The organism is Dysgonomonas termitidis (assembly GCF_054657735.1).
The window spans coordinates 659,852-682,611 of sequence record NZ_BAAHYD010000002.1 but is presented as its reverse complement, the minus strand read 5'-3'; the positions used below and the strand labels follow the sequence as shown (position 1 = coordinate 682,611).

The window sequence follows — 22,760 nt, the reverse complement described above, 5'->3', positions numbered from 1 at the left end:
CAGAAACGTCATTTTTGATATGCATAAAAAAGCACGTGTTTTTTATTTAGCCTTACTTGTTATTGCAGGTAATCTTTTTTCCTTTGCTCAAAACAGCGGAATATCCAGTCCGGTTACAGTAAAGCTTTCTGTTGACGATAGCCGTAAATTCGACTATTTCTTTTATGAGGCAATGAATGCCAAAGCTACCAATCAATACGATGCGGTTTTCGATTATCTAAAATACTGTATGGCAATCGATTCTACAAATGCAAATGTATTGTACGAACTCGGCAATTATTACAATTCTATTGAAAGCAAGAATAAGGCTATCGATTATTATCGCAGAGCCACAGTATATGATAGTGGTAACTATTACTACAATATGGCATACGGAAGCATGTGCCTCGAATTTAAGCAATACAGCGATGCCATAGAGCAATTCGAAAAACTGGTTGCCGGAGATCCTGATAATACAGAACTATACGTCTACTTATCGGAATCATACCGTATGGATGGTAACTTCAAAAGTGCCATATCAACGTTGGATAAACTGGAGCAGATAGTAGGTATGAACGAAAAGATAAGCCTGCAAAAGTATCAGTTATATACGATGATGAAACAGGAGAAACAAGCCTTTGCTGAAATTCAGAAGTATATAGACAAATATCCGCACGAGATCAAATATCAGATCCTTCTTGGGGATTTATATCTGCAGGCAGGAAAAACACAGGAAGCCTACATGGTTTACAGCCGTGCCAAATCCATCGACCCTGATGATCCCTACCTCATCTCGTCTATGGCCGAATACTATCAGCAGACAGGGAACAAGGACGCTGCAGAGAACGAATTGCACATTGCTCTTGTTAGTCCTAAAATGGACATTGATACTAAGCTATCCATCCTTGCGCAGTATGTAGGTACGCTGCAAAGGACTCAAAAAGATACGCAGGCAGCCAACGCCCTGTTCGATACACTGATGATACAGCATCCGCAGGAACCGAAACTCAACCTGATGTATGGTAACCTTTTGATGATGCAGAATAAAAAAGAGGAATCCCGTTTTCAATATCAGTTGTTTGCGGAAGCTAATCCTACAAACCCTGTTGGATGGGAACAGATGTTATATACCACTTTTCCTGACAGCATCGATTTATCTATTAAGGTATGTAAACAAGCACTTTCCTATATCACCGACCAACCACAGTTCTATTTCTATCTGGGAGTCTCCCAGTATATGAAAGAGAATTATAAGGAGGCGCTCGGTGCCCTGCAAAAAGGAGTAGTATATGTAGATGAGAACAATACAAAGCTTTTGGCCGATTTCTACGGACAGATAGGAGATCTGTACTATCAGATGGAAAAACGCGACAGCGCGTTTGTTATTTACGATAAGGCTCTTTCCTATGACCCGAATAATCTGGGTGTACTGAACAATTATAGTTATTATTTGTCTTTAGTAAAAAAAGATCTCGATAAAGCGGAACGGATGAGCAGCATTACGGTAAAAGCCGAACCCTCAAATCCTACCTATCTCGATACATATGGATGGGTATTATTTGAACAGGGGGCCTATACGATTGCCAAAATTTATATCGAGAATGCCATAAAGTACAGCCAGGAAAAGAAGGAAGAGGTTAGCGCCGAAGTATTGGAGCATTATGGAGATGTCTTATATAAAACGGATGAACCCGAAAAAGCCCTGGAGTATTGGGAGAAAGCAAAGGAAAAGGGGGGTAGCAAATCCAAAACATTGGAAAAGAAAATAGAAACGAAAACTTTTATTGCCGAATAATGAAACTAAACGCATTAAATAAAATAGCTGTATTCCTGTTCATCATATCTGCATTATTTGCGGGGAGCAGTTGTAAATCGAAAAAAGTAATTGCTGCCGGAGGAGCTCTGGAGGAAAAATCGCATAAGCAGGTGATTGAAGACGCGTTATCTTCGGAAGTTAAGTTCAAAACGCTTACTACCAAAGGAAATGTAGAATTTAAAGCCGGTAATTCTTCTCAGAAAGTCCCTGCCGTATTCAAAATGGTAAAAGATAGCATCCTGCAGGTATCGATCCGGATTCCCATACTCGGGGGGGAAGCCATGAGGCTGACCATCACTCCCGACAGTATCTTTATGGTCGACAGGATGAAAAAGCAATATATCGCCGAACGATTCAAAGATTCGAAAGTTATAGCTAATCTAGATTTTAACTTCTACAATTTACAGGCTTTATTTACCAATAAACTATTTATTCCGGGCAATAGAGAAGTTGCGGAAAAGGATTTTCAGAAGTATGATATATCGTCGGCAAACGATGTCTATATGCTGAAAACAAAAGGGAAAGGCGATTTGTTATACAACTTTGCCGTAGATGCCACCAACCATGTGGCATCTACATTGATCTACAATGAAAAGAAAAAGATAACCCTGCAATGGTCTTACAATGATTTCATCAAAGACAACAATCTCGTATATCCGACTACCATGCAAGCCAAGGTAGACGTTGAAAAAAGACGTGTCGATATTAATATCACATATGATAAATTGGAAATAGACAAAAGTTTCAGCATCGATAATTCCATATCACCCAAATATACCAAAGTGGATTTCTCTGATCTTATAGGCACATATATCAAAAAGAAATGAGAGTAGCAGCTTTTCTCTTTATTCTCCTTATCAGTATTTGTTCTTTCGCTCAAAATTCGAAAATAAAAGAACTCGAGCAGCAAAGGAAGAACGCCTTGCGTGAAATATCGAATACCGATAAACTGCTGAAAGAGACTAAAAGAAGCACTACTACCTTGCTGGACAGGATACAGCTTATATCCAATCAGATATTCTCACGACAAAAAGTATTGGACCTTCTGGGACAGGAAATAACTGGTATAAATGTGGAGGAAAAGCGGATTGAATCCGAAATAGCAATACTTGAATCCGAACTTAAAGACAAGCAGAAAAACTACTCGAAAGCCATTGACGGAATGCTTCAAAACCGTCAAAGTGAAAATAAGATGCTTTTTGTACTCTCCGGGAAATCTTTGACAGAATCGTACCGGAGGCTGCGCTATTTACGCAACTACTCGGAATGGAGGAAAGAGCAAGCCTCGGAAATTAAGGACAAAAGCGCGAAGCTAAAAGAACGGAAGGAAGCCCTGATAAAAACAAGGCATGAAAAAACCGCCTTACTCGGTCAGCGCACTACCGAACAGGAAAACCTGAAGAAGGAAGAAACCAACTATCAGGCAGAAGTTAGTGAAGCTCAGAAAAAGCAAAAGGACCTGCAAAAAATACTGACTCAAAAACGTCAGCAGGCAGAGGCCCTGGACAGGCAGATAGCCAAACTGATAGCCGAAGAAGTAGCCCGTCAGGAGCGGGAAGCAAAACGTATAGCCGCTGAAAAAGCCCGTGTGGAAGCAGCAAAAACGACCTCGAAGAAAAGTGGTTCTGCTACAACTACCGTGACTCCTCCGAAAGAAGATGCCGCAAAAGTTGTCGCGACACCTGAGAATATAGCTTTATCGAATAATTTTGCTTCGAACAGGGGGAGACTCCCTTATCCGATAACAGGAAATTATACCATAACCACACGATTCGGCTCCCATCAGCACAGCCGTTTCGTTACCACATCGAGCAGCGGGATAGATATCCAGTCGCAATCGGGAGCGGAGGCCAAATCCGTATTTAACGGTGAAGTGACTTATGTGGCGGCCATACCGGGTTATAACACCTGTATTATTGTGCGCCATGGAAACTACTACACATTCTACGGAAATATACAGAGTATATATGTAAAGCAAGGAGACAAAGTTAAAACAGGCCAGTCCCTTGGCAAAGTATATACAGATGCGGATACAGGCCTTTCGCAACTGCATTTCCAGTTGTGGCAGGGAATCAACAAACTCAATCCCGAGCCTTGGCTGAGATAACGTAACCGGACTGCTATGAAAAGAGAACAATTTATAGAATTACCGAGAATCAGAGACCGGAAGGGAGTCCTCTCTTTCATAGAAGCCGGAAATCATATTCCTTTTCCTATCGCGTCTGTCTGCTGGAAATATGGTAGTCAGTACAATGACAGCGATATACACAAAGCCCAGGATGAAGTGATAGTCGCCTTATCGGGAAGTTTTACCCTTTTACTTGACAATGGAAAAGACGGGCGAAGTCACACATTGAATGATCCGGCTCAAGCTCTTTGTATTCCTGCCATAATGAGTTATAGGCTTGAAGGCTTTTCCGCCGGTTCTACATATCTTGTTATTTCGTCAGCATCTTCTCCTGCCGGATTATCCGTATGTGGTGAAACAGATAGAAATCAGTTAAAGACGTTCTCTGTAGAAGATTGTGTCCTCATTAAATTTCCACTGATACAGAATCGTGCTGAAAATATCGCATTCGATATAAAACGCATATTTTATATATACGATATCCCGCCGGGGCAGACAAGGGGTATGCATGCCCATAAGTATTGCCACGAAGTACTGGTTGCCACAAACGGAAGTTTTCGGGTAGAACTGGACGATGGGACAACTAAAAAAAACGTAGTGCTCGACCGGCCAGACTACGGCCTGTATATACCGCCCGGTATATGGGCAACGGAAACAGAGTATTCGTCCGGAACTGTTTGTCTTGTTTTGGCCTCTGATGTATATGACGCGGAAAATTATATACATACCTATTCGGAATTTAAAAAATACCGGCAGCATGAAAATTAAGCTTTATAGTTCAGAATATAAGGACGCGTGGGACAAATTTGTACGTGACTCCAAAAATAGTACATTTCTTTTCTATCGTGACTTTATTGAGTATCATGCCGGCCGTTTCAGGGATTATTCCCTGATGTTTTATCTGAACGATGTACTGGTGGCATTGATGCCCGGACATATGGAAGATAGGATATTTTATTCGCACAAAGGGCTTACATACGGGGGCCTTATTATGGGCGATAAGACTACTGCTGCGGATGTACTTTCCATATTCGAATATCTTACAACGACATTCCGGCATCAGGGAATCAGGAAGATTGTGTATAAGGCTGTTCCGCATATTTATCATATTCGTCCTGCCGAAGAGGATTTATATGCGTTGTTCAGATATAAGGCGATACTCACATCGTGTAATATATCTTCTACCCTATTACTTCCGGACAGAACAAAATATTCGGACTTGCGTAAACGGGGTGTAAAAAAAGCCCTGAAGAACAATTTGGCCGTAAAAAAAGCCACAGACTATTCCGGTTTCTGGCAAATACTTTCCCGGAATCTGAAAGATAAATACGAAACAGAGCCTGTTCATTCTTTAGCTGAAATAAATTACCTGAAAAATAAATTTCCGCGTAATATACATCTGTTTGCTGTGGAGAATACAGATAGTAGTATAATAGGCGGTTGTCTTGTCTTCGAAACTGAAAGAGTGGTGCACGCTCAGTATGTAGCGGCAACTGAAGAAGGTAAAAAACTCGGAGCTATAGATTTGGTTATCGACCATATAATAAATACGGCATTCGCTCACAAAACATATTTCGATTATGGCATATCGACAGAAAACGGCGGCTGGCACCTGAACGAAAACCTGATACATCAAAAAGAGGGATTCGGAGCACGGGGGACTGTATATAATATTTATACAATTGATTTATCTATATAGTGAGCTGTTAGCTACCAGCTATTAGCTTGTAGCTCTTTGAAGTATTGATTGGCCCCTCCAACCTCCCCAAGGGGAGGCTACCAGAGAGGGTATAAGTCGACAGATAGAAAATAGAGAAAAAAATGTAACCTTTGTTACCTTTTAACAGTTACAAGTTTGCCTCGCCTTCGCTTCGGCGAATGTTATTTCTGCGCCCTTCGGGCAGTTACGAGTTGCAAGTAAACAAGACACGAGATACAAGTTGTTAACTGATGACTACTAACTGTAAAGCCACTTATGCGATAGCCTAAGCTAATGGCTAATAGCTATCAGCTAAAAGTTGAAACATGTGTTACCTTTTTGTGTCTTTGCGTTTTGGGAGAGATTTTTAAACACACAAAAAAGAGTAACACGGAGTTTTCAGAAGAAAAAGTAACAATAAGAAATTATGTAAAAAGTGTCAAGTTTGTCAACTTTTAGAATGAATCGAAAACCCTCTTTAGAGTTATCACATAAATAGAATGAGTTTAAATTCCTTTTTTAGAAAGAAGAGTATCGATAGTATATCCGGAGATGGAGACTCTATCGGGTCAGGAATGAAAAGAGTATTAGGCGTGAGAGACCTCACTCTTTTCGGTATTGCCGCCATTGTTGGCGCGGGTATTTTCAGCACTATCGGGCGGGCGGCATTTCACGGAGGGCCGGCAGTATCGCTTCTCTTTGTATTTGTGGCTATCGCCTGTGTGTTTACAGCCTTGTGTTATGCACAATTTGCATCCATGATCTCGGTCAGTGGCAGCGCCTATACATATACATATGTATCACTGGGTGAGATATTCGCGTGGGTGATCGGGTGGGCGTTGATACTGGAATATGCCGTATCGAATATGGTGATCGCCATTTCCTGGTCGGAATATTTCACTACCCTGCTCGAAGGTTTTGGCATTATATGGCCCGACTGGCTTGGCATCGGATATTCGACAGCTTACAAAGCGTATAACATAGTATCACAAGGCGTTACAGATTTACCGTATCACACCATCAAAGCAGCGCAGACATACCAGAATGCACCCGAGCTTTTCGGTACGAAAATACTGATAAACCTGCCTGCCGGATTGGTTGTTACAGCCCTCACATTCCTTGTTTTCATCGGCATTAAGGAATCCAGGTTTGTGAATAACCTGCTGGTGTACCTCAAAATCGGTATCATATTATTGGTTATCGGGGTAGGGGTTTTCTTCGTAAAGCCTGAGAACTGGTCGCCATTTGCACCTAACGGGTTGCAAGGAGTGCTGGGAGGAGTCGCTGCTGTATTCTTCGCCTTTATCGGATTCGATTCTATATCTACCACAGCCGAAGAGAGTAAAAATCCGCAACGGGATATGCCCCGCGCCATGCTCTACTGTCTTGGTATCTGTACCGTGCTTTATGTAACGATAGCACTGGTCCTGACCGGAATGGTCAACTATAAAGAGTTAGGTGTGGATGATCCTCTTGCGTACGTATTTCAGGTGGTGAATATGGACTTTGTCGCAGGTGTTATTTCCGCTACTGCAATTATTGCGATCACGAGTGCCATCCTTGTTTTTCAGATAGGGCAGCCGCGCATATGGATGAATATGAGCCGCGACGGACTCCTTTGGCCTAAATTTGGAAAGATTCATCCGAGATATAAGACTCCCGCTTTCTCTACCATTATCACGGGAATAGTCGTCTGTGTGCCGTCGTTGTTTCTGGATATGCAGTTTGTTGTAGACCTTACCAGTGTGGGCACATTCTTTGCCTTCATCCTTGTATGCGCGGGAGTGTTGTTCCTCGATCATAAAGGAGACAGTAAAAAGGCGAAATTCAAGGTGCCTTATATAAATGGACAGTATATCATTTTCATATTACTCATAGTTGCAGTATATTTGTTCGTCAGTAAGACCGATTTCCGGACAGTCATAGGCGAGAAACCGCTGTTGATTGTTTTCTGGGCTGTATGGCTGGGATTGTCGGCGGCGGCATTCAAGTATAAGTTTTCGCTATTGCCTGTAATGGGTATTCTTACCAACTTATACCTGATGACAGAGCTTGGCTGGTCCAACTGGGTCATGTTCATCATCTGGCTGGTAATAGGGTTAGTCATATATCTGGGGTACGGATATCACAAGAGTAAACTGGCTGCTGCTAAAACAGTGGCAACACATATAAAAGAATAAGAAGAATGAAGGAAAAGGAAATGATTTTCGGCATACGTGCTGTTATAGAAGCGATCGAAGCCGGAAAAGAAATAGATAAGGTAATAATCAGGCGTGAATTACAAGGAGACTTGTCGAAAGAACTGCTCGCTCTCCTGAAATCGCATGAAATCGCCGTGCAACGTGTGCCGAACGAACGGTTGGACAGATTTACACGCAAAAACCATCAGGGTGTTATCGCATTCCTTTCGGCGATCACTTACGAAAAGATTGAAGATATCGTTCCTTTCCTTTACGAAAATGGGAAAGATCCCTTTATCCTCGTACTGGACGGTATCACCGATGTCCGCAACTTCGGAGCCATTGCCCGTACCTGCGAAGTGGCGGGTGTTAATGCAATTGTTATTCCGGCAAAGGGGAGCGTAACCGTAAATGCGGATGCGGTGAAAACATCGGCAGGAGCCTTGCTTAAAATACCGGTTTGCAAAGAGCCGAATCTTACTTCAGCAATTCAATTCCTGAGAAACAGCGGAATCAAAGTAATAGCTGCGAGTGAAAGAGGAGCAGACGTATATACTGATGTAGATTATACCGGTCCCATAGCATTTGTGATGGGCGCTGAAGATGTCGGCGTAGCCAGCGAAAACCTGCGTATAGCTGATAATCTGGTGAAAATTCCTCAATTCGGCACTATCGGTTCGCTGAATGTATCGGTAGCCGCGGGAGTGCTTATTTATGAAGTTATCCGTCAGAAAGGATTGAAATAAACATAATCTTAAAATATAAAGCGATGAAGAAAGTAATAGCCACAGATAAGGCTCCCGCGGCAATAGGCCCGTACAGCCAGGCGATAGAAGTGAATGGTTTGATATTTATTTCGGGACAATTACCGATCGACCCTGCTACCGGGGATTTTCCATCCGAAGACATTAAAGAACAGACAGCACAGTCCTTCGAGAATATCAAAGCTATACTAGCCCAAGCAGGGCTGACAAAAGATAATATAGTGAAAACAACCGTTTTGCTGAATGATATAGCAAATTTCGCCGGGATGAACGAGGTATATAACGCACAGTTTACCGGCGCATTTCCTGCCCGTTCGGCTTTTGCTGTAAAGGATCTGCCGAAAGGTGCTTTGGTAGAGATAGAAGTAATTGCTGCGCGTTGATCGTGGAATAAAAGATAGTTGAAATAAAATATACTTTTGATTATTGCGTTTCTCATTTTGTAGAAACTCAGGAAAATGACTATTGAAGAGAAATACATGTACCGCTGCCTGCAATTGGCTCAGAACGGGAGAGGCTTTACAAGCCCCAATCCGATGGTAGGCGCGGTTATAGTCCATCAGGGCAAAATTATTGGCGAAGGTTACCATCGTCAGTATGGCAAGGCTCATGCTGAGGTAAATGCGGTAAACAGCGTTAAAGATAAGGCTTTGCTAAAAGATTCTACAATTTATGTCTCCCTTGAGCCATGCTCTCATCACGGAAAAACCCCTCCTTGCGCCCAGCTTATAATAGACAATAAAATACCGGAGGTGGTGGTGGCATGCCCCGATCCTTATCCTGCCGTATCTGGTCGGGGAATAAAGATGCTGCAAGACGCAGGCATAGAGGTCGTTGTGGGAGTGTTGGAGAAAGAGGCTCAGGCTCTTAACAGAGCGTTTTTTACTGCACAGATCCGGAACCGGCCTTATATATACCTGAAATGGGCACAGACTCAGGACGGTTTTATAGATAAAGAACGATGTGACGGGGAGAAGCCGCAACCTACTCCTATTTCAAACGAATTTTCACGCATGCTCGTGCATAAGAAAAGGGCAGAGACAGCAGGTATTATGATAGGGACAAATACAGCGGTAAACGACAATCCATCTCTGACCACACGTTACTGGTATGGAGAGAATCCCGTGCGGATCGTAATAGACAGGCAGGGTAGGATTCCTTCGGATTACCACTTATTTGATGGAAAAGTAAAAACAATCATATTTACAGAGAAGGATTTATACGAAAAAGAATCCGGCAACGTTATTTATATCCGGACGGACTTTAATGAAAGCCTTCTCCATAATATATTTTCCACATTGAGAAGCCGTAAAATAGATTCGGTACTGGTCGAAGGCGGACGTGAACTGTTGCAAAGCCTGATAGATGCAGATATGTGGGATGAGGCGTATATTGAGACCTCGAAGGTCTGTTTCGGCAAAGGGGTAAAGGCCCCTGATATTAGAGGATATGTCTTGAATAAAGGCTATTGGGGAACATCTGAATATGTGCATTTAAGCACTGCGGATACTTATAAAATTATATAAATATTAGATTTATTGAGGCGTAAGCCGAAATTCTTTCTATTTTTGCACATTGATACTGAATAAATCTGTTTAAACTAATGAGATTGAAGCAAATTACTAAATTATCATTCATCTTTTTATCTGTTTTTGCACTAAGTTCATGCAATGACAGTACATCCGAATACGACACTTCCGAATTATCGGGAGACTCTCAGATTTCGAGCTTCAAAATAGCGGCATTACCCTATACTGCTATAGATACGGTAAATTATCCGTCGCTGTCAACAACCAGGTTCTCTATAGACCAGTTTAACAGGCTGATATACAATCCCGACTCGTTGCCTTATCAGACTACATTGAGGAAATGCGCAGTCACCCTCTCGTATACTGCAGGAAGCATCGGAAAGGTAGAGTTGATATACCCTAAAGATTCTGTCGTGGACTGGAACTCTACCGACTCGGTGGATTTCTCTACTTATCTGTATCCCAAATTCAGGATAACTCCTCTTAATGGCAAAGACCCAAGGGAATACACCATAAAGATACTGGTACATAAGGAAGACCCGGATACATTGATCTGGAAAGAAAATGTGCCAACAGGTTATCCCGCCTCCTTCGATAAACAAAAAACCTTGCTGGTTAACGGGACATTCTATACATTCATCGCCCGCACAGATAATAAAATATATTTATCTAAAGCGAATAAGCCTGATAACATAGAGGCAGCTCTGTCTTACGGAGATAATCAGGCTGTATCCGGCGAGCTTGATGCATCTGCTCTGGAAAGCATAACATTCTTCAACAATAAATTCTATGCTGTTGATAAAAATAAACAAGGTTATACAGCAGGTATAGAGGGTACTTCATGGAGTAAAGACGGAATAAGCAACAATGTGACAAGCATTGTTGGAGTAGTGCCTACTTTAAATGCCGCTACTGATTTACTTCTTGTTATTACTCGTGACTCGTTAGCAACGACTACCGACCTGAAAACTTTGGACACTAAAACCAAAATAGACGGTGATTTCCCTGCAACAGGATATTCGTCAGTGACTCATAACGACAGAAGCAATCTGAATAATTGTGTATTGACTGTTACAAAAAATATCAGTGGTTTGGGTTATGTGAAGACATGGTCTATAAAGATAACCGGTGATAATAGTCTTCAGGTTGCGTTTAATCAGTCTAATCCGGTAATTCCTAAAAAGGATGGGGTTACAACCTTCCTTTACAATGGGTATATGTATGCCCTGACAGGAAATAGCTTCTACAAGACACAGAGCTACGGATACAAATGGATTACAGCTCCTAATAAGGAAAAACCAGACCCAAGAATGCCGAAAGCATCAGGGCAATCGGTTATTGTAGATGAAAAAAATTATATCTGGGTATTCGGCGGAGTTCCAGATTCGGGAATAAGTCCTATACAAAAGGTTTGGATAGGCAGAATTAATAAACTTAGAACAAAACTCTAGATCTGAGATTTGAGTGATATACTTTTAGTCCTGCTTTCTGCGTTAGATAAATAAGAACAGAATACAGATTAATAAATGGGTAAAAGGAAGATATTATTTACTTTACTATTGATTATCATCTATTCTCCCTTCTCATTCATCGAACTTAAAGCGCAAGATGATTATAAGTATGAGATAGGAGGGATGGCCGGTACGTCCTTTTATATGGGAGATGTCAATAAGAGCAAATTGTATCAAAACCCGGGATTGTCGGCAGGAGTCGTCTTCAGATACAACAAAGATCTGAGGTGGTCTGTGAAGAGTAATTTTGTAATTGGGAAAGTTTCGGGTGACACCCGCGATTCGGGAAATAAATATCCGTTCGGGCAGGAAATCTCTTTTAGCCGGATGTTTTATGAATTGGGTAGTCAGATAGAATTCAACTTCTTTAATTACAGTGATAAGTTCGGTTACTTAGGTGCTAAACGCATATCTCCGTATGTATTTACGGGAATAGGGTTTACGTTGGGTTCGGGTAGCAAGACATTTTTTGACGCTAATATTCCAATCGGGATTGGAGTAAAATATAAATTAAAGGACAGACTGAATCTTGGATTTGAATTCTCTTTCAGGAAGCTATTTAGTGATTCGTTCGACGTTACAAAGGATGGGGATGGTCTGAGTCTCGATGCGCCTTACAAAATAAACGGAGGTGCTTTTAAGAACAACGACTGGTATTCTCTTACTATGATAAGTCTAACCTGGGATTTTGGAACAAGGATATGTCCTTGCCTGAATATTGATTAATTATTAAACTAAAATACAGATGTCATATCTTGACCAAATAGATAAAACGCGGGTACCTAAGCATATTGCTGTCATAATGGATGGCAACGGGCGATGGGCCAAACGGCAGGATCTGGACCGTACGTTCGGTCACAAAGAGGGTATTTCCGCCGTACGCAGAGCTATTGAAGGTGCATCAAGAGCAGAGGTCCGTTATCTTACGCTTTATACATTCTCTACAGAAAACTGGAAACGTCCGGAGGAGGAAGTGAAAGCCCTGATGAGCCTGATGGTACAGGCTGTAGCGAATGAAACACCCGAACTGGTGAAGAACAACGTTCGTGTAAAAGTTATAGGAGACATTGAACGGTTGCCCGAAGATACGAGAAAAGCATTGGATTACTGTCTCGAAACTACGTCCGTATGTACCGGTACAACTGTAATTTTAGCTCTGAGCTATTCTTCAAAATGGGAATTGACCAGGGCGATGAAAAACATAGCCGTTGACATTAAGTCCGGAAAAATAGAATCGGAGGAAATAACAGAGGAACTGATCGCATCTTATCTGGAAACAAAAGGTATCCCTGATCCTGATATATTGGTCAGGACCGGAGGGGAATTACGTATAAGCAATTTCCTTCTTTGGCAGATAGCTTATTCGGAACTCTTTTTCTCGGATGAATTATGGCCTGATTTTAATGAAGAGTCCTTGTATAAAGCAATTGTTGATTTTCAGAACCGTGAACGGCGTTTTGGAAAGACCAGTGAGCAAATTTCAGGAAAATCCTGAACTTTTTATGTCAACTCTATACTATAGATAATAAAAACAGGTTTAAATATTAGAAAGTAACTACGAAACAAAATATGTTCAAAAAAAGTTTATTTTTTCTATTCATTATCTTCTTCTGCTCAATTTCAGCAGCCATAAAAGCTCAGGGAATTACAGACAGCGCAGAAATTAAAAATGTGAATAAAGCCCTTCAGGTAAATGTGGACAGCCTGCCTGTTATTTCATACAGCACCAGTAAGAAATACGAAATAGCAGACATGAAGCTTTCCGGGATCGTGAACCCGATGTACGAAGACTTCACTCTGTTTGGGTTTGCCCAACTGCAAGTAGGGGACAAGATTGAAATTCCCGGACCAGAAATAACTAATGCGGTAAAACGCTTCTGGAGACAAGGCTTGTTCTCTGATGTGAAAATTCTGGCAACCAAAATTGAAGGTAATAAAATATGGTTAGAAATAAATCTGAAAGAACGCCCCCGTATATCGGATATTGTATATACCGGGATGAAAAAAAGTGAACGCCAGGATATCGAGGCGAAGATAGGCATGGTGAAGAACCTGCAAATCACACCGAACCAAATGGACCGGGCCAAAACTATCATAAAGAAATATTTTGACGAAAAAGGGTTTACCAAAGCTGAAATCACTTTGAGCGACAAGCCCGACTTATCTAAGGAAAATCACGTTATCCTTAATATTGATGTAGTTAAGAAGAATAAGACAAAGGTCAACAAAATTACGATAGAAGGTAATATTGAGGTTAAGGCCAGAACATTGGAGAAAGCGATGAAAAAAACTCGCCATAAGAGTAATTTTCAGGCCTGGATAGCAAACTTCCTCCGCTCTACCAAATTCGTATCGGAGAGCTATGAAGAAGATAAAGAACACCTGATAGAGAAATACAATGAGCTGGGTTACAGGGATGCCGTAATCACATGGGACACAGTGTATGCCGATGCCCGGAAGCCGGATAAGGTAGACATAGTGATCAAGGTGGATGAAGGAAAACAATACTTTCTCAAAGACATTAAATGGGTTGGAAATGCTGTGTATCCTACCTGGCAGTTGCAGCAAGTGCTGAATATGAAACCGGGAGATGTATATAATCAGAAGAAACTGACCGAGCAGTTATCTGCTAATGAGGAATCTGTAATGAACTACTTCTACCAGAATCATGGATATATATTCTCTAATGCCGATCCGGTAGAAGTAAATATAGCAAATGACTCTATTGATTTGGAAATACGCATCTCAGAAGGCCCGAAAGCTTCGATCCGGAAAGTGACCATAGCCGGTAATGACCGTGTATATGAAGATGTTGTACGCCGCGAATTACGGGTTAAGCCGGGTGCGCTCTATAGCCGCGACGACATTGTGCGTTCACTGCGTGAGATCGCTCAGACAGGACATTTTGATCCGGAAAACTTAAATCCGGGTATCGTTCCCGACCCTGAGTCAGGAACAGTTGACATCAGTTTACCATTAGTATCTAAAGCCAATGACCAGGTAGAATTTTCTGCCGGATGGGGACAAACCGGTATCATCGGTAAGTTGAGTTTGAAATTTTCCAACTTCTCATTAAAGAATATGCTGAACCCTAAATCTTATAAAGGGATTATTCCTCAGGGAGAAGGTCAGACTCTTACTCTGAGTGCTCAGACGAATGCGAAGTTTTACCAATCATACTCTGTATCATTTATGGACCCATGGTTCGGAGGTAAGCGTCCGAACTCTCTGTCGGTGGGAGCATATTATTCAAGACAAACCGATATCAATAGCCGGTATATCAATAACAATTACGGCTATGGCTATGGTTACGGCTATGGTTACGGCTATGGAAGCGGTTATGGAAGTGGTTATAGCGATTATAGTTTTGCAGCCGACCCGAATAAATCTATTCAGATGATCGGAGCTTCGGTAGGATATGGGAAACGCCTAAGCTGGCCGGATGACTACTTCTTTGTACAAGCTGAATTATCTTACCAGTTATACAGGATGAAAGACTGGGCATACTTTATCGTAAAGGATGGGGTTTGCAACAACCTAAGCCTGAATCTTTCACTGAACAGGCGTTCTATCGATAATCCGGTATATACCCGCCGTGGTACGGATATATCTCTTAGTTTGCAGATTACGCCTCCTTTCTCTTCTTTTGACGGGAAAGATTATGCCAGCATGAAAACAGATGAATACGGTTATGAGCCGGGAGATAAATTCAAATGGATAGAATATCATAAATGGAAATTCAAAGCGAAGACTTTCACGTCTTTATATGATACTAAAAAGACTCCGGTGTTGATGACCCGTACAGAGTATGGATTTGTCGGATATTTCAACAAGAATAAAAAATCGCCATTCGAAACATTCTATATGGGAGGTGACGGTATGTCCGGATATTCAAGTACATATGCGACAGAAACGATCGGGCTGCGTGGTTATGAAAACGGCTCATTGGGCACACAGGCAAGCGCTTATTCCCGTTTAGCCCTGGAGCTGAGATACCCGCTTATCCTGGAACCATCATCAACGATCTACCTGCTTACATTTGTTGAAGCCGGTAATGCATGGAATGACCTGAAGAAATTCAATCCGTTCGATCTTAAGCGTTCTGCAGGTGTAGGTGCACGTATTATGCTACCAATGATTGGACTCATGGGTATAGACTGGGCATATGGATTTGATTCGGTTAGCAGTACCGGAGAAAAGAGTGGTAGTCAATTCCACTTCATTATCGGACAGGAATTTTAATTGAATCGTATTAACATTATTTATAGAACCCGGAATAAACAAATGCATAAACTGTGTGTCTAATATATATCATCAAAAATCGACAGTTATGAAAAGAATATTATTATTACTGACTTTATTTATAGGAATAGCCGCTGGAAGCTATGCTCAGAAGTTTGCTCTGATAGATATGGAATACATATTGAAAAATATCAGTAGCTATGAAACTGCACAGGAACAGCTTGACGTAATGTCTAAAAAGTGGCAAGGCGAAGTAGAAAAGATACAGCTTGATGTAAAGAACATGTACAAGAAATACCAGGCCGATCTTGTATTCTTATCTGCAGAGCAAAAAACCACGAGGGAAAATGAAATAGTAGAGACCGAAAAGACCCTGCAGGAACTGAACAAGAAATACTTCGGTCCCGAAGGTGAACTCTTTAAGAAGAGACAAGCGCTGGTAAAACCCATTCAGGATGACATATATAATGCTATAAAAGAAATATCGGAAGCTAAGGGGTACCAACTCGTACTTGACAGGGCTTCAGCGGAGAGTGTTATTTTTGCATCTCCAAGGATAGACATCAGTAATGAAGTTCTTGCAAAACTCGGATATTCAAAATAATTATTTATATTTGTCCTCAATAATATAGAATTAACCACTTAAAAGAACTTATAACTATGTTTAAAAAGCTAATCCTATTGCTTATAGTAATAGCACCAATGTCGATGTTCGCGCAAGATAAAATTGCATATATCAATGCAAATGAGATCTTCTCCAAGATGCCTGAACTGAAAGACGTTGAAACTAAACTTGCAGCAAAAAGCGAAACTATTAAAAAGAATGCAGCAGCTATAGAAGCCGAATACACAAAGAAAGTAGAAGAGTTCCAAAAAGACACTACAAATTTAACTGAAAGCGTTCTTCTTGACAGGCAAACTCAATTGGATGGACTAAGAGACAGATATCAAAACTTTATCCAAACTAGCCAGGCCGAATTTGAGAAAGAACAACAAACATTAATTACGCCGATCCAGCAGAAAATGAGACAAGCTATCAAAGATGTTGGTGATGAGAACAACTATTCATATATCTTAGATGCTGCCACTTTATTACACATAGGCTCACATGCAACAGATGCGAGTAAAATGGTAAAGACTAAGTTAGGAATTACAGACTAATAAGTCACATACATAAACATAAATAAGAATAGGCTAACCCGATAAGGATTAGCCTATTCTTATTTTAAGCTGGCTGACTATGTCTATATCTTAGCCAAAGCTTGTTCCAAATCGGCCTTTATATCATTGACGTTCTCAATGCCGACCGAAATGCGGAGTAAGCCCGGTATGGCTCCCGTAGCTAGTTTCTCTTCCTCTGATAACTGCTCATGGGTAGTCGTTGCAGGATGAATTATCAAAGATTTGGCATCCCCTACATTCGCTAAATGGCTTATCAGCTCCAAAGCGTTTATTACTTTATCAGCATTTTCACCCGGGCCCTTTACCTTGAAGGATAGAACACCGCCAAATCCGTTCTTGAAATACTTCTTAGCCAGAGTATGATAAGGGCTGCTTTCAAGTCCCGGATAATTCACATATTCTACTTTCGGATGTTGTTCGAGCCATTGTGCAATAGCCAGGGTATTCTCTACATGACGCTCAACACGCAAAGATAATGTTTCCAAGCCTTGCAGCAAGAGGAACGAGTTGAATGGACTGATTGTATTGCCCCAGTCACGAAGTCCCTCTACACGGGCGCGGATAGTAAAGGCAATATTACCGAACGGACCATTTGCCCCAAAGACATCCCAAAACACCAAACCATGATAGCTTTCGGAAGGTGCTGTAAATTCTGGGAACTTGCCATTACCCCAGTTAAATTTTCCACTATCTACAATAACGCCTCCCAGAGAAGTTCCGTGTCCCCCGATCCATTTGGTCGCACTCTCTACAACGATAGTCGCTCCGTGCTCCAAAGGACGGAAAAGGTAACCTCCGGCGCCGAAGGTATTATCTACGATCAACGGAATATCGTGTTTATTAGCCACAGCGGCAATAGCTTCAAAATCGGGTATATTCAAGTCGGGATTACCGATTGTTTCCAGATAGATCGCTTTTGTCTTACTGTCCACCAATTTCTCGAAAGAAGCAGGTTCGTCATCCGGTGTAAAACGCGCTTCTACACCCAAACGCTTGAACTGCGATTTGAACTGATTATATGTACCACCGTAAAGATGAGATGTAGTAACAAAATTATCCCCGGCCGACAATATATTATTTAATGCGATGAATTGTGCGGACTGACCGGAAGAAGTGGCCAGAGCTGATGCCCCGCCTTCAAGGGCAGCGATACGCTTTTCGAAAACATCTGTTGTCGGGTTCATCAGACGGGTATAGATATTCCCGAACTTGCGCAGGCCGAACAAATCGGCTCCGTACTGCGCATCGTCAAATGTATATGAACTTGTTTGATAGATAGGAACTGCGCGTGAACGCGTTACCGGCTCTTTCTCCTGTCCGGCATGTACCTGAAGGGTTTCAAATTTATACTTACTCATCTCTATAATTTTTATATGATATATACTATTTAAAAAGTAACACAGGAAATAGTTAATAATGGAAAAACAACGTTCGGCGAAGCCAATCAGGAGGTTTCTCCTCTCTGTTAAAAACGATACGCTAATAACTCGCAGGTATATAGATAAATATTTATCCGATAATAATCATTATAAGTATGAGTAACCGGCAGATAATGCCAATTACTCAACTAGATTTAATAACCGAACAATTTAACTATATACATGATTAAAGGGGATACTCCTCGAAGGCATAAAGCACTGTGGATAAGTAGCGCTCGCCTGTATCAGGTAAGATAACAACTATGTTCTTACCTTTATTTTCGGGTTTCTTAGCCAATAAGGATGCTGCATAAGCCGCAGCTCCTGAAGATATTCCCACCAGCAGGCCTTCTTCCCTGGCCAGTTCACGACTTGTGCGTATTGCATCGTCATTGCTTACCTGAATTATTTCATCCACTACGGATGCATCGTATGTTTTAGGGATAAAACCTGCTCCGATACCTTGTATTTTATGTGGTCCGGGCTTACCCCCCGACAATACCGGTGAGTCGGTAGGTTCAACAGCCACAATCTTTACATTCGGATTGTATTTCTTCAATGCTTCTCCTACTCCGCTTATTGTTCCGCCTGTACCTACTCCGGATACAAAAATATCCACTTTTCCATCTGTGTCACGCCAGATCTCTTCGGCTGTGGTCCGTTTGTGTACAGCAGGATTAGCAGGATTAGCAAATTGTTGCAGGATTACAGCTTTCGGATTTTCTTTTTGCAGTTCCTCAGCTTTTGCGATAGCTCCTTTCATGCCTTCGGGGCCCGGAGTCAGAACGATATTTGCGCCTAATGCTTTCAGCAAATTGCGACGTTCGATACTCATCGTTTCCGGCATTGTAAGTGTCAGCTTATAGCCCTTGGCCGCTGCCACAAATGCAAGCCCTATCCCGGTATTACCGCTGGTAGGTTCTATCAGTTCACTGTCAGGCTTTAGAATACCCGATGCCTCCGCATCTTCTACCATCGCGTTGGCAATACGGTCTTTTACGCTGGATGCCGGATTAAAATATTCCAGTTTTCCAATTACAGGGGCTCCAAGCCCGTGCTTTTTATTATAGTTCGAAAGCTCCAATAATGGAGTGTTACCAATAAGGTCTGTTAATTTTTTAGCAATTTTTCCCATAAGATTATAATTTTAATATCTGATTTTCAATGATACAAAGTTAAATGGTATTCTGCATTTCTGAAATCGCTAAAGTAAGGTATTTTCATACCATAAATATGGTATATTTCAGATTAAATAGATTCCGGGTGAGTAATAACAGTACATGGCCCAAATTTCATAGGTTCGTATAATCTATTTGTTCTGTAATCCTTACAGGGCGTTTAACCTGTTCGCTGATTCCCGCCCAAGGTGTTGTTATTGAAAACGACCTGAGGTGAAGGAATTGTTAATCTCTGACATTTCCGAAAGCCTGCTGTTTATTATATTCATTCCTATATTCGGTAGGGGTTTTACCGGTATGATGCTTAAATATCCGGTTGAAGTATGAAATATTGTCTATTGCCAGTTCGAGAGCAATATCCCTGATGGAGATACTGGTAGTAAGCAACAGGAGTTGAGCCTTTTCTATCTTTTTCAGGTTTATATATTTCAACGGAGTACATTTCATTTCTTTTTTAAATATCCGGATAAAATGGTCTTTGGTTATACAGGCTATATCTGCCAGCCGGTCTATAGATATATCTTTGTCTGTATTTTCATGGATGTATTTTAATCCGCTGATTATCCGGCTGTCCTTATTATCCGATTTAACTTTGGCCATTTCGAAAAATTTAGCCATCAGCTGGTATAATATGCCTTGCGTTTCGATGATAGAATGCCTGGGTATCTTGTTGTTGTCGGCGATATACTGCGAAAAATTCGGGAAATTGTCGTATAACTCAGGGTCGAAATTTCTTAAATGGCGTTCAGGGTTAATCTTTAGTAATCTCTCGGTCAGCATCAAATCCAATGATTCAGCTTTTATCCCTACCGGGAAATCATATTTGTCGAACACCGATTCTTTATTTATTGCTTTTTCATAGAAATGGATGTAATATAGCGAGAAATAGCCGTCGCATTCATCATTGTGCAGGGTAAAAGGCGGTGTCAGGTAGATATGATCCGGTTTTAGGGTATATAGTTTGCCCCCAATCCTTGTACGTGCTTCTCCCCCTTTCACATAATATATTCTGGCAAAAGGGCTATAGATATTTTTCCAGTTCCAGTTTGCATTGAGCTCAGAGTAGCCAATATTGAGGAGTATAAAATCCAGGTTTTCGGTAGAGGTATGCATAAGGTGTATCGCTTTTATGTTATCTTAATAAATTGTAAATATACTTATTTATAATATATAGCAAATTATTTTAAATACTATATATCGATATTGTATCATCTATTCATCGAAAAAGTGAAAGTGATTCTTGTCTTTTATCCCTAATTTCGCTTCGTAACCTGAATTAGTCTTCTTTGAAAGGAAGCGACAAAGATATACCGAACAAATATTTTAATCTAAATCGATATCATGACAACAAAAAGATTTCAGGGCCAATGGCCAAAAATTGGTATCCGTCCAACTATCGACGGCCGTATGGGTGGTGTACGTGAATCACTCGAAACCCAAACAATGAACATGGCGAAAAGCGTAGTCTCCTTATTGACCTCAACGCTGAAATATCCCGATGGTTCTTCGGTAGAATGCGTTATCGCAGATTCAACTATCGGCCGTGTCGCTGAAAGCGCCGCTTGTGCCGAGAAATTCCGTAAAGAAGGTGTCGGTGTTACCATTACTGTTACTCCATGCTGGTGCTATGGTAGTGAAACGATGGATATGGAACAACACACGGTAAAAGCTGTCTGGGGATTCAATGGAACGGAACGCCCCGGAGCGGTATATCTTGCGGCGGTATTAGCCGGACACGCACAAAAAGGATTGCCCGCATTCGGCATCTATGGACGTGACGTCCAGGATGCAGGAACAACGGAGATCCCTGCCGATGTGAAAGAAAAATTACTTCGTTTTGCAAAAGCAGGTCTGGCTGTAGCTACCATGCGGGGTAAATCGTATTTGTCTATCGGTGCGGTTTGCATGGGTATCGCGGGTTCTATCGTGAATACCGATTTCTTCGAAGATTATCTGGGTATGCGCTGTGAAGGGGTAGACGAAGTGGAAATTATCCGCCGTATGACCGAGGGTATATACGATAAGGATGAATATCAGAAAGCGCTGGCTTGGGCAAAAGCTAACTGCAAGGAAGGCGAAGATAATATCAACCGGGCCGATCTGAAGAAAGATCAGGCCGGAAGGGATAAAGACTGGGAATTTATTGTGAAGATGACATTAATAGTGCGGGATCTGATGATCGGTAATCCGAAGCTGAAAGAAATGGGATTCGGCGAAGAGGCTCTGGGGCACAATGCGATTGCTGCGGGATTTCAGGGGCAACGCCAGTGGACGGATTTTTACGCGAACGGCGATTTTACCGAAGCAATTCTGAATTCATCTTTCGACTGGACCGGAATCCGCTCTCCTTATATATTAGCTACCGAAAATGATGCACTGAACGGCACAGCTATGTTATTTGGCTATTTACTGACCAATACGGCACAGATATTTGCAGACGTACGGACATACTGGAGCCCCGAAGCTGTGGAGCGTGTAACCGGAAAGAAACTGGAAGGGCTGGCCTCCGCGGGAATGATTCACCTGATTAATTCGGGTGCGGCAACTCTGGATGGCAGCGGATGTCAGAACGATAAGGATGGAAAACCTACGATGAAGCCATTCTGGAATATTACAGAGGCGGAAGCAAAAGCCTGTCTGGATGCGACAACATGGATGCCGGCCAACCGTGAATATTTCAGAGGGGGAGGCTTTTCTTCCAAATTCCTGACACGTGGGGGCATGCCTTGTACAATGGTTCGCCTGAATCTGGTAAAGGGTTTAGGCCCTGTATTGCAAATCGCCGAAGGCTGGACAGTAGATCTGGACCCGGCAGTGCACAAAATACTCGATGAACGCACCGATAAGGGCTGGCCTACAACATGGTTTGTCCCTCGCCTGACAGATGATTCTAATTTTAAAGATGTATATTCGGTGATGAACAACTGGGGGGCTAATCATGGATCTATCAGCTGCGGGCATATCGGAGCCGATCTGATTACATTAGCTTCTATGCTTCGCATCCCTGTTTGCATGCATAACGTAAGCTCTGACGACATTTACCGTCCGTCTTCATGGAACGCGTTCGGTATGGATAAAGAAAGTGCTGATTACCGGGCGTGCCAGACATACGGCCCTCTTTATAAGAAATAAAA

Annotated in this window: 19 protein-coding genes; 16 read left to right on the top strand and 3 right to left on the bottom strand. The window is 41.8% G+C overall.

Annotated elements, in window-relative coordinates; genetic code table 11:
- Positions 1–19: 19 nt before the first annotated feature.
- The 15 genes from ACYQ3L_RS06890 (at position 20) to ACYQ3L_RS06820 (ending at position 17,009) form a co-directional block, all read left to right on the top strand.
- Entirely contained in the window at positions 20–1,774 is a 1,755-nt protein-coding gene (locus ACYQ3L_RS06890; RefSeq protein ID WP_379994200.1) for a tetratricopeptide repeat protein, read from the top strand.
- Positions 1,774–2,622 (top strand): lipoprotein insertase outer membrane protein LolB1, encoded by an 849-nt coding sequence (gene lolB1, locus ACYQ3L_RS06885; RefSeq protein ID WP_379994199.1) that lies wholly within the window; start codon positions 1,774–1,776, stop codon positions 2,620–2,622. The genes ACYQ3L_RS06890 and lolB1 overlap by 1 nt, the downstream gene beginning before the upstream one ends.
- On the top strand, positions 2,619–3,902 hold the full coding sequence (locus tag ACYQ3L_RS06880; protein ID WP_379994198.1) for a murein hydrolase activator EnvC family protein: 1,284 nt from the start codon (positions 2,619–2,621) through the stop codon (positions 3,900–3,902). Before lolB1 ends, ACYQ3L_RS06880 begins: the two co-directional genes overlap by 4 nt.
- A gap of 15 nt (positions 3,903–3,917) precedes the next feature.
- Positions 3,918–4,691, top strand: a complete 774-nt coding sequence (locus ACYQ3L_RS06875; protein ID WP_379994197.1) for a WxcM-like domain-containing protein — start codon at positions 3,918–3,920, stop codon at positions 4,689–4,691.
- Positions 4,681–5,622 carry a GNAT family N-acetyltransferase gene (locus tag ACYQ3L_RS06870; protein WP_379994196.1) on the top strand — a complete coding sequence of 314 codons (942 nt, stop codon included), beginning with the start codon at positions 4,681–4,683 and terminating at the stop codon, positions 5,620–5,622. Before ACYQ3L_RS06875 ends, ACYQ3L_RS06870 begins: the two co-directional genes overlap by 11 nt.
- Positions 5,623–6,122: 500 nt before the next feature.
- Entirely contained in the window at positions 6,123–7,802 is a 1,680-nt protein-coding gene (locus tag ACYQ3L_RS06865; RefSeq protein ID WP_379994195.1) for an amino acid permease, read from the top strand.
- A gap of 5 nt (positions 7,803–7,807) precedes the next feature.
- Positions 7,808–8,548, top strand: a complete 741-nt coding sequence (rlmB, locus tag ACYQ3L_RS06860; RefSeq protein WP_379994194.1) for a 23S rRNA (guanosine(2251)-2'-O)-methyltransferase RlmB — start codon at positions 7,808–7,810, stop codon at positions 8,546–8,548.
- Between the two features lie 23 nt (positions 8,549–8,571).
- The gene (locus tag ACYQ3L_RS06855) at positions 8,572–8,949 is read left to right on the top strand and encodes a RidA family protein (protein WP_379994192.1); all 378 of its coding nucleotides are present in this window, start codon (positions 8,572–8,574) and stop codon (positions 8,947–8,949) included.
- 75 nt (positions 8,950–9,024) lie between these two features.
- The gene (gene ribD / locus ACYQ3L_RS06850; protein ID WP_379994191.1) at positions 9,025–10,092 is read left to right on the top strand and encodes a bifunctional diaminohydroxyphosphoribosylaminopyrimidine deaminase/5-amino-6-(5-phosphoribosylamino)uracil reductase RibD; all 1,068 of its coding nucleotides are present in this window, start codon (positions 9,025–9,027) and stop codon (positions 10,090–10,092) included.
- 77 nt (positions 10,093–10,169) lie between these two features.
- Positions 10,170–11,546, top strand: coding sequence for a DUF6242 domain-containing protein (locus ACYQ3L_RS06845; protein WP_379994190.1), 1,377 nt, complete (start codon positions 10,170–10,172; stop codon positions 11,544–11,546).
- Between the two features lie 75 nt (positions 11,547–11,621).
- Positions 11,622–12,332, top strand: a complete 711-nt coding sequence (gene porG, locus ACYQ3L_RS06840) for a type IX secretion system protein PorG (protein ID WP_379994189.1) — start codon at positions 11,622–11,624, stop codon at positions 12,330–12,332.
- 19 nt (positions 12,333–12,351) lie between these two features.
- Entirely contained in the window at positions 12,352–13,101 is a 750-nt protein-coding gene (gene uppS / locus ACYQ3L_RS06835; RefSeq protein WP_379994188.1) for an undecaprenyl pyrophosphate synthase, read from the top strand.
- A 74-nt stretch (positions 13,102–13,175) separates the two neighbouring features.
- The gene (locus tag ACYQ3L_RS06830; protein ID WP_379994187.1) at positions 13,176–15,848 is read left to right on the top strand and encodes a BamA/OMP85 family outer membrane protein; all 2,673 of its coding nucleotides are present in this window, start codon (positions 13,176–13,178) and stop codon (positions 15,846–15,848) included.
- An 88-nt stretch (positions 15,849–15,936) separates the two neighbouring features.
- Positions 15,937–16,452 (top strand): OmpH/Skp family outer membrane protein, encoded by a 516-nt coding sequence (locus ACYQ3L_RS06825; protein WP_379994185.1) that lies wholly within the window; start codon positions 15,937–15,939, stop codon positions 16,450–16,452.
- A gap of 56 nt (positions 16,453–16,508) precedes the next feature.
- On the top strand, positions 16,509–17,009 hold the full coding sequence (locus ACYQ3L_RS06820) for an OmpH/Skp family outer membrane protein (RefSeq protein WP_379994184.1): 501 nt from the start codon (positions 16,509–16,511) through the stop codon (positions 17,007–17,009).
- An 83-nt stretch (positions 17,010–17,092) separates the two neighbouring features.
- Here the strand turns inward: ACYQ3L_RS06820 and ACYQ3L_RS06815 are convergent, their stop codons facing one another.
- The 3 genes from ACYQ3L_RS06815 to ACYQ3L_RS06805 form a co-directional block, all read right to left on the bottom strand.
- Positions 17,093–18,388 carry an O-acetylhomoserine aminocarboxypropyltransferase/cysteine synthase family protein gene (locus tag ACYQ3L_RS06815; RefSeq protein ID WP_379994183.1) on the bottom strand — a complete coding sequence of 432 codons (1,296 nt, stop codon included), beginning with the start codon at positions 18,386–18,388 and terminating at the stop codon, positions 17,093–17,095.
- A gap of 247 nt (positions 18,389–18,635) precedes the next feature.
- Positions 18,636–19,583, bottom strand: a complete 948-nt coding sequence (cysK, locus tag ACYQ3L_RS06810; protein ID WP_379994182.1) for a cysteine synthase A — start codon at positions 19,581–19,583, stop codon at positions 18,636–18,638.
- Between the two features lie 268 nt (positions 19,584–19,851).
- Positions 19,852–20,739, bottom strand: coding sequence for a helix-turn-helix domain-containing protein (locus tag ACYQ3L_RS06805; RefSeq protein WP_379994180.1), 888 nt, complete (start codon positions 20,737–20,739; stop codon positions 19,852–19,854).
- Between the two features lie 228 nt (positions 20,740–20,967).
- On the opposite strand from ACYQ3L_RS06805, the gene ACYQ3L_RS06800 reads away from it, so the two are divergent.
- Complete coding sequence (locus tag ACYQ3L_RS06800) at positions 20,968–22,758, top strand: L-fucose isomerase (RefSeq protein WP_379994179.1); 1,791 nt, start codon at positions 20,968–20,970, stop codon at positions 22,756–22,758.
- The last annotated feature ends 2 nt before the right edge of the window (positions 22,759–22,760 follow it).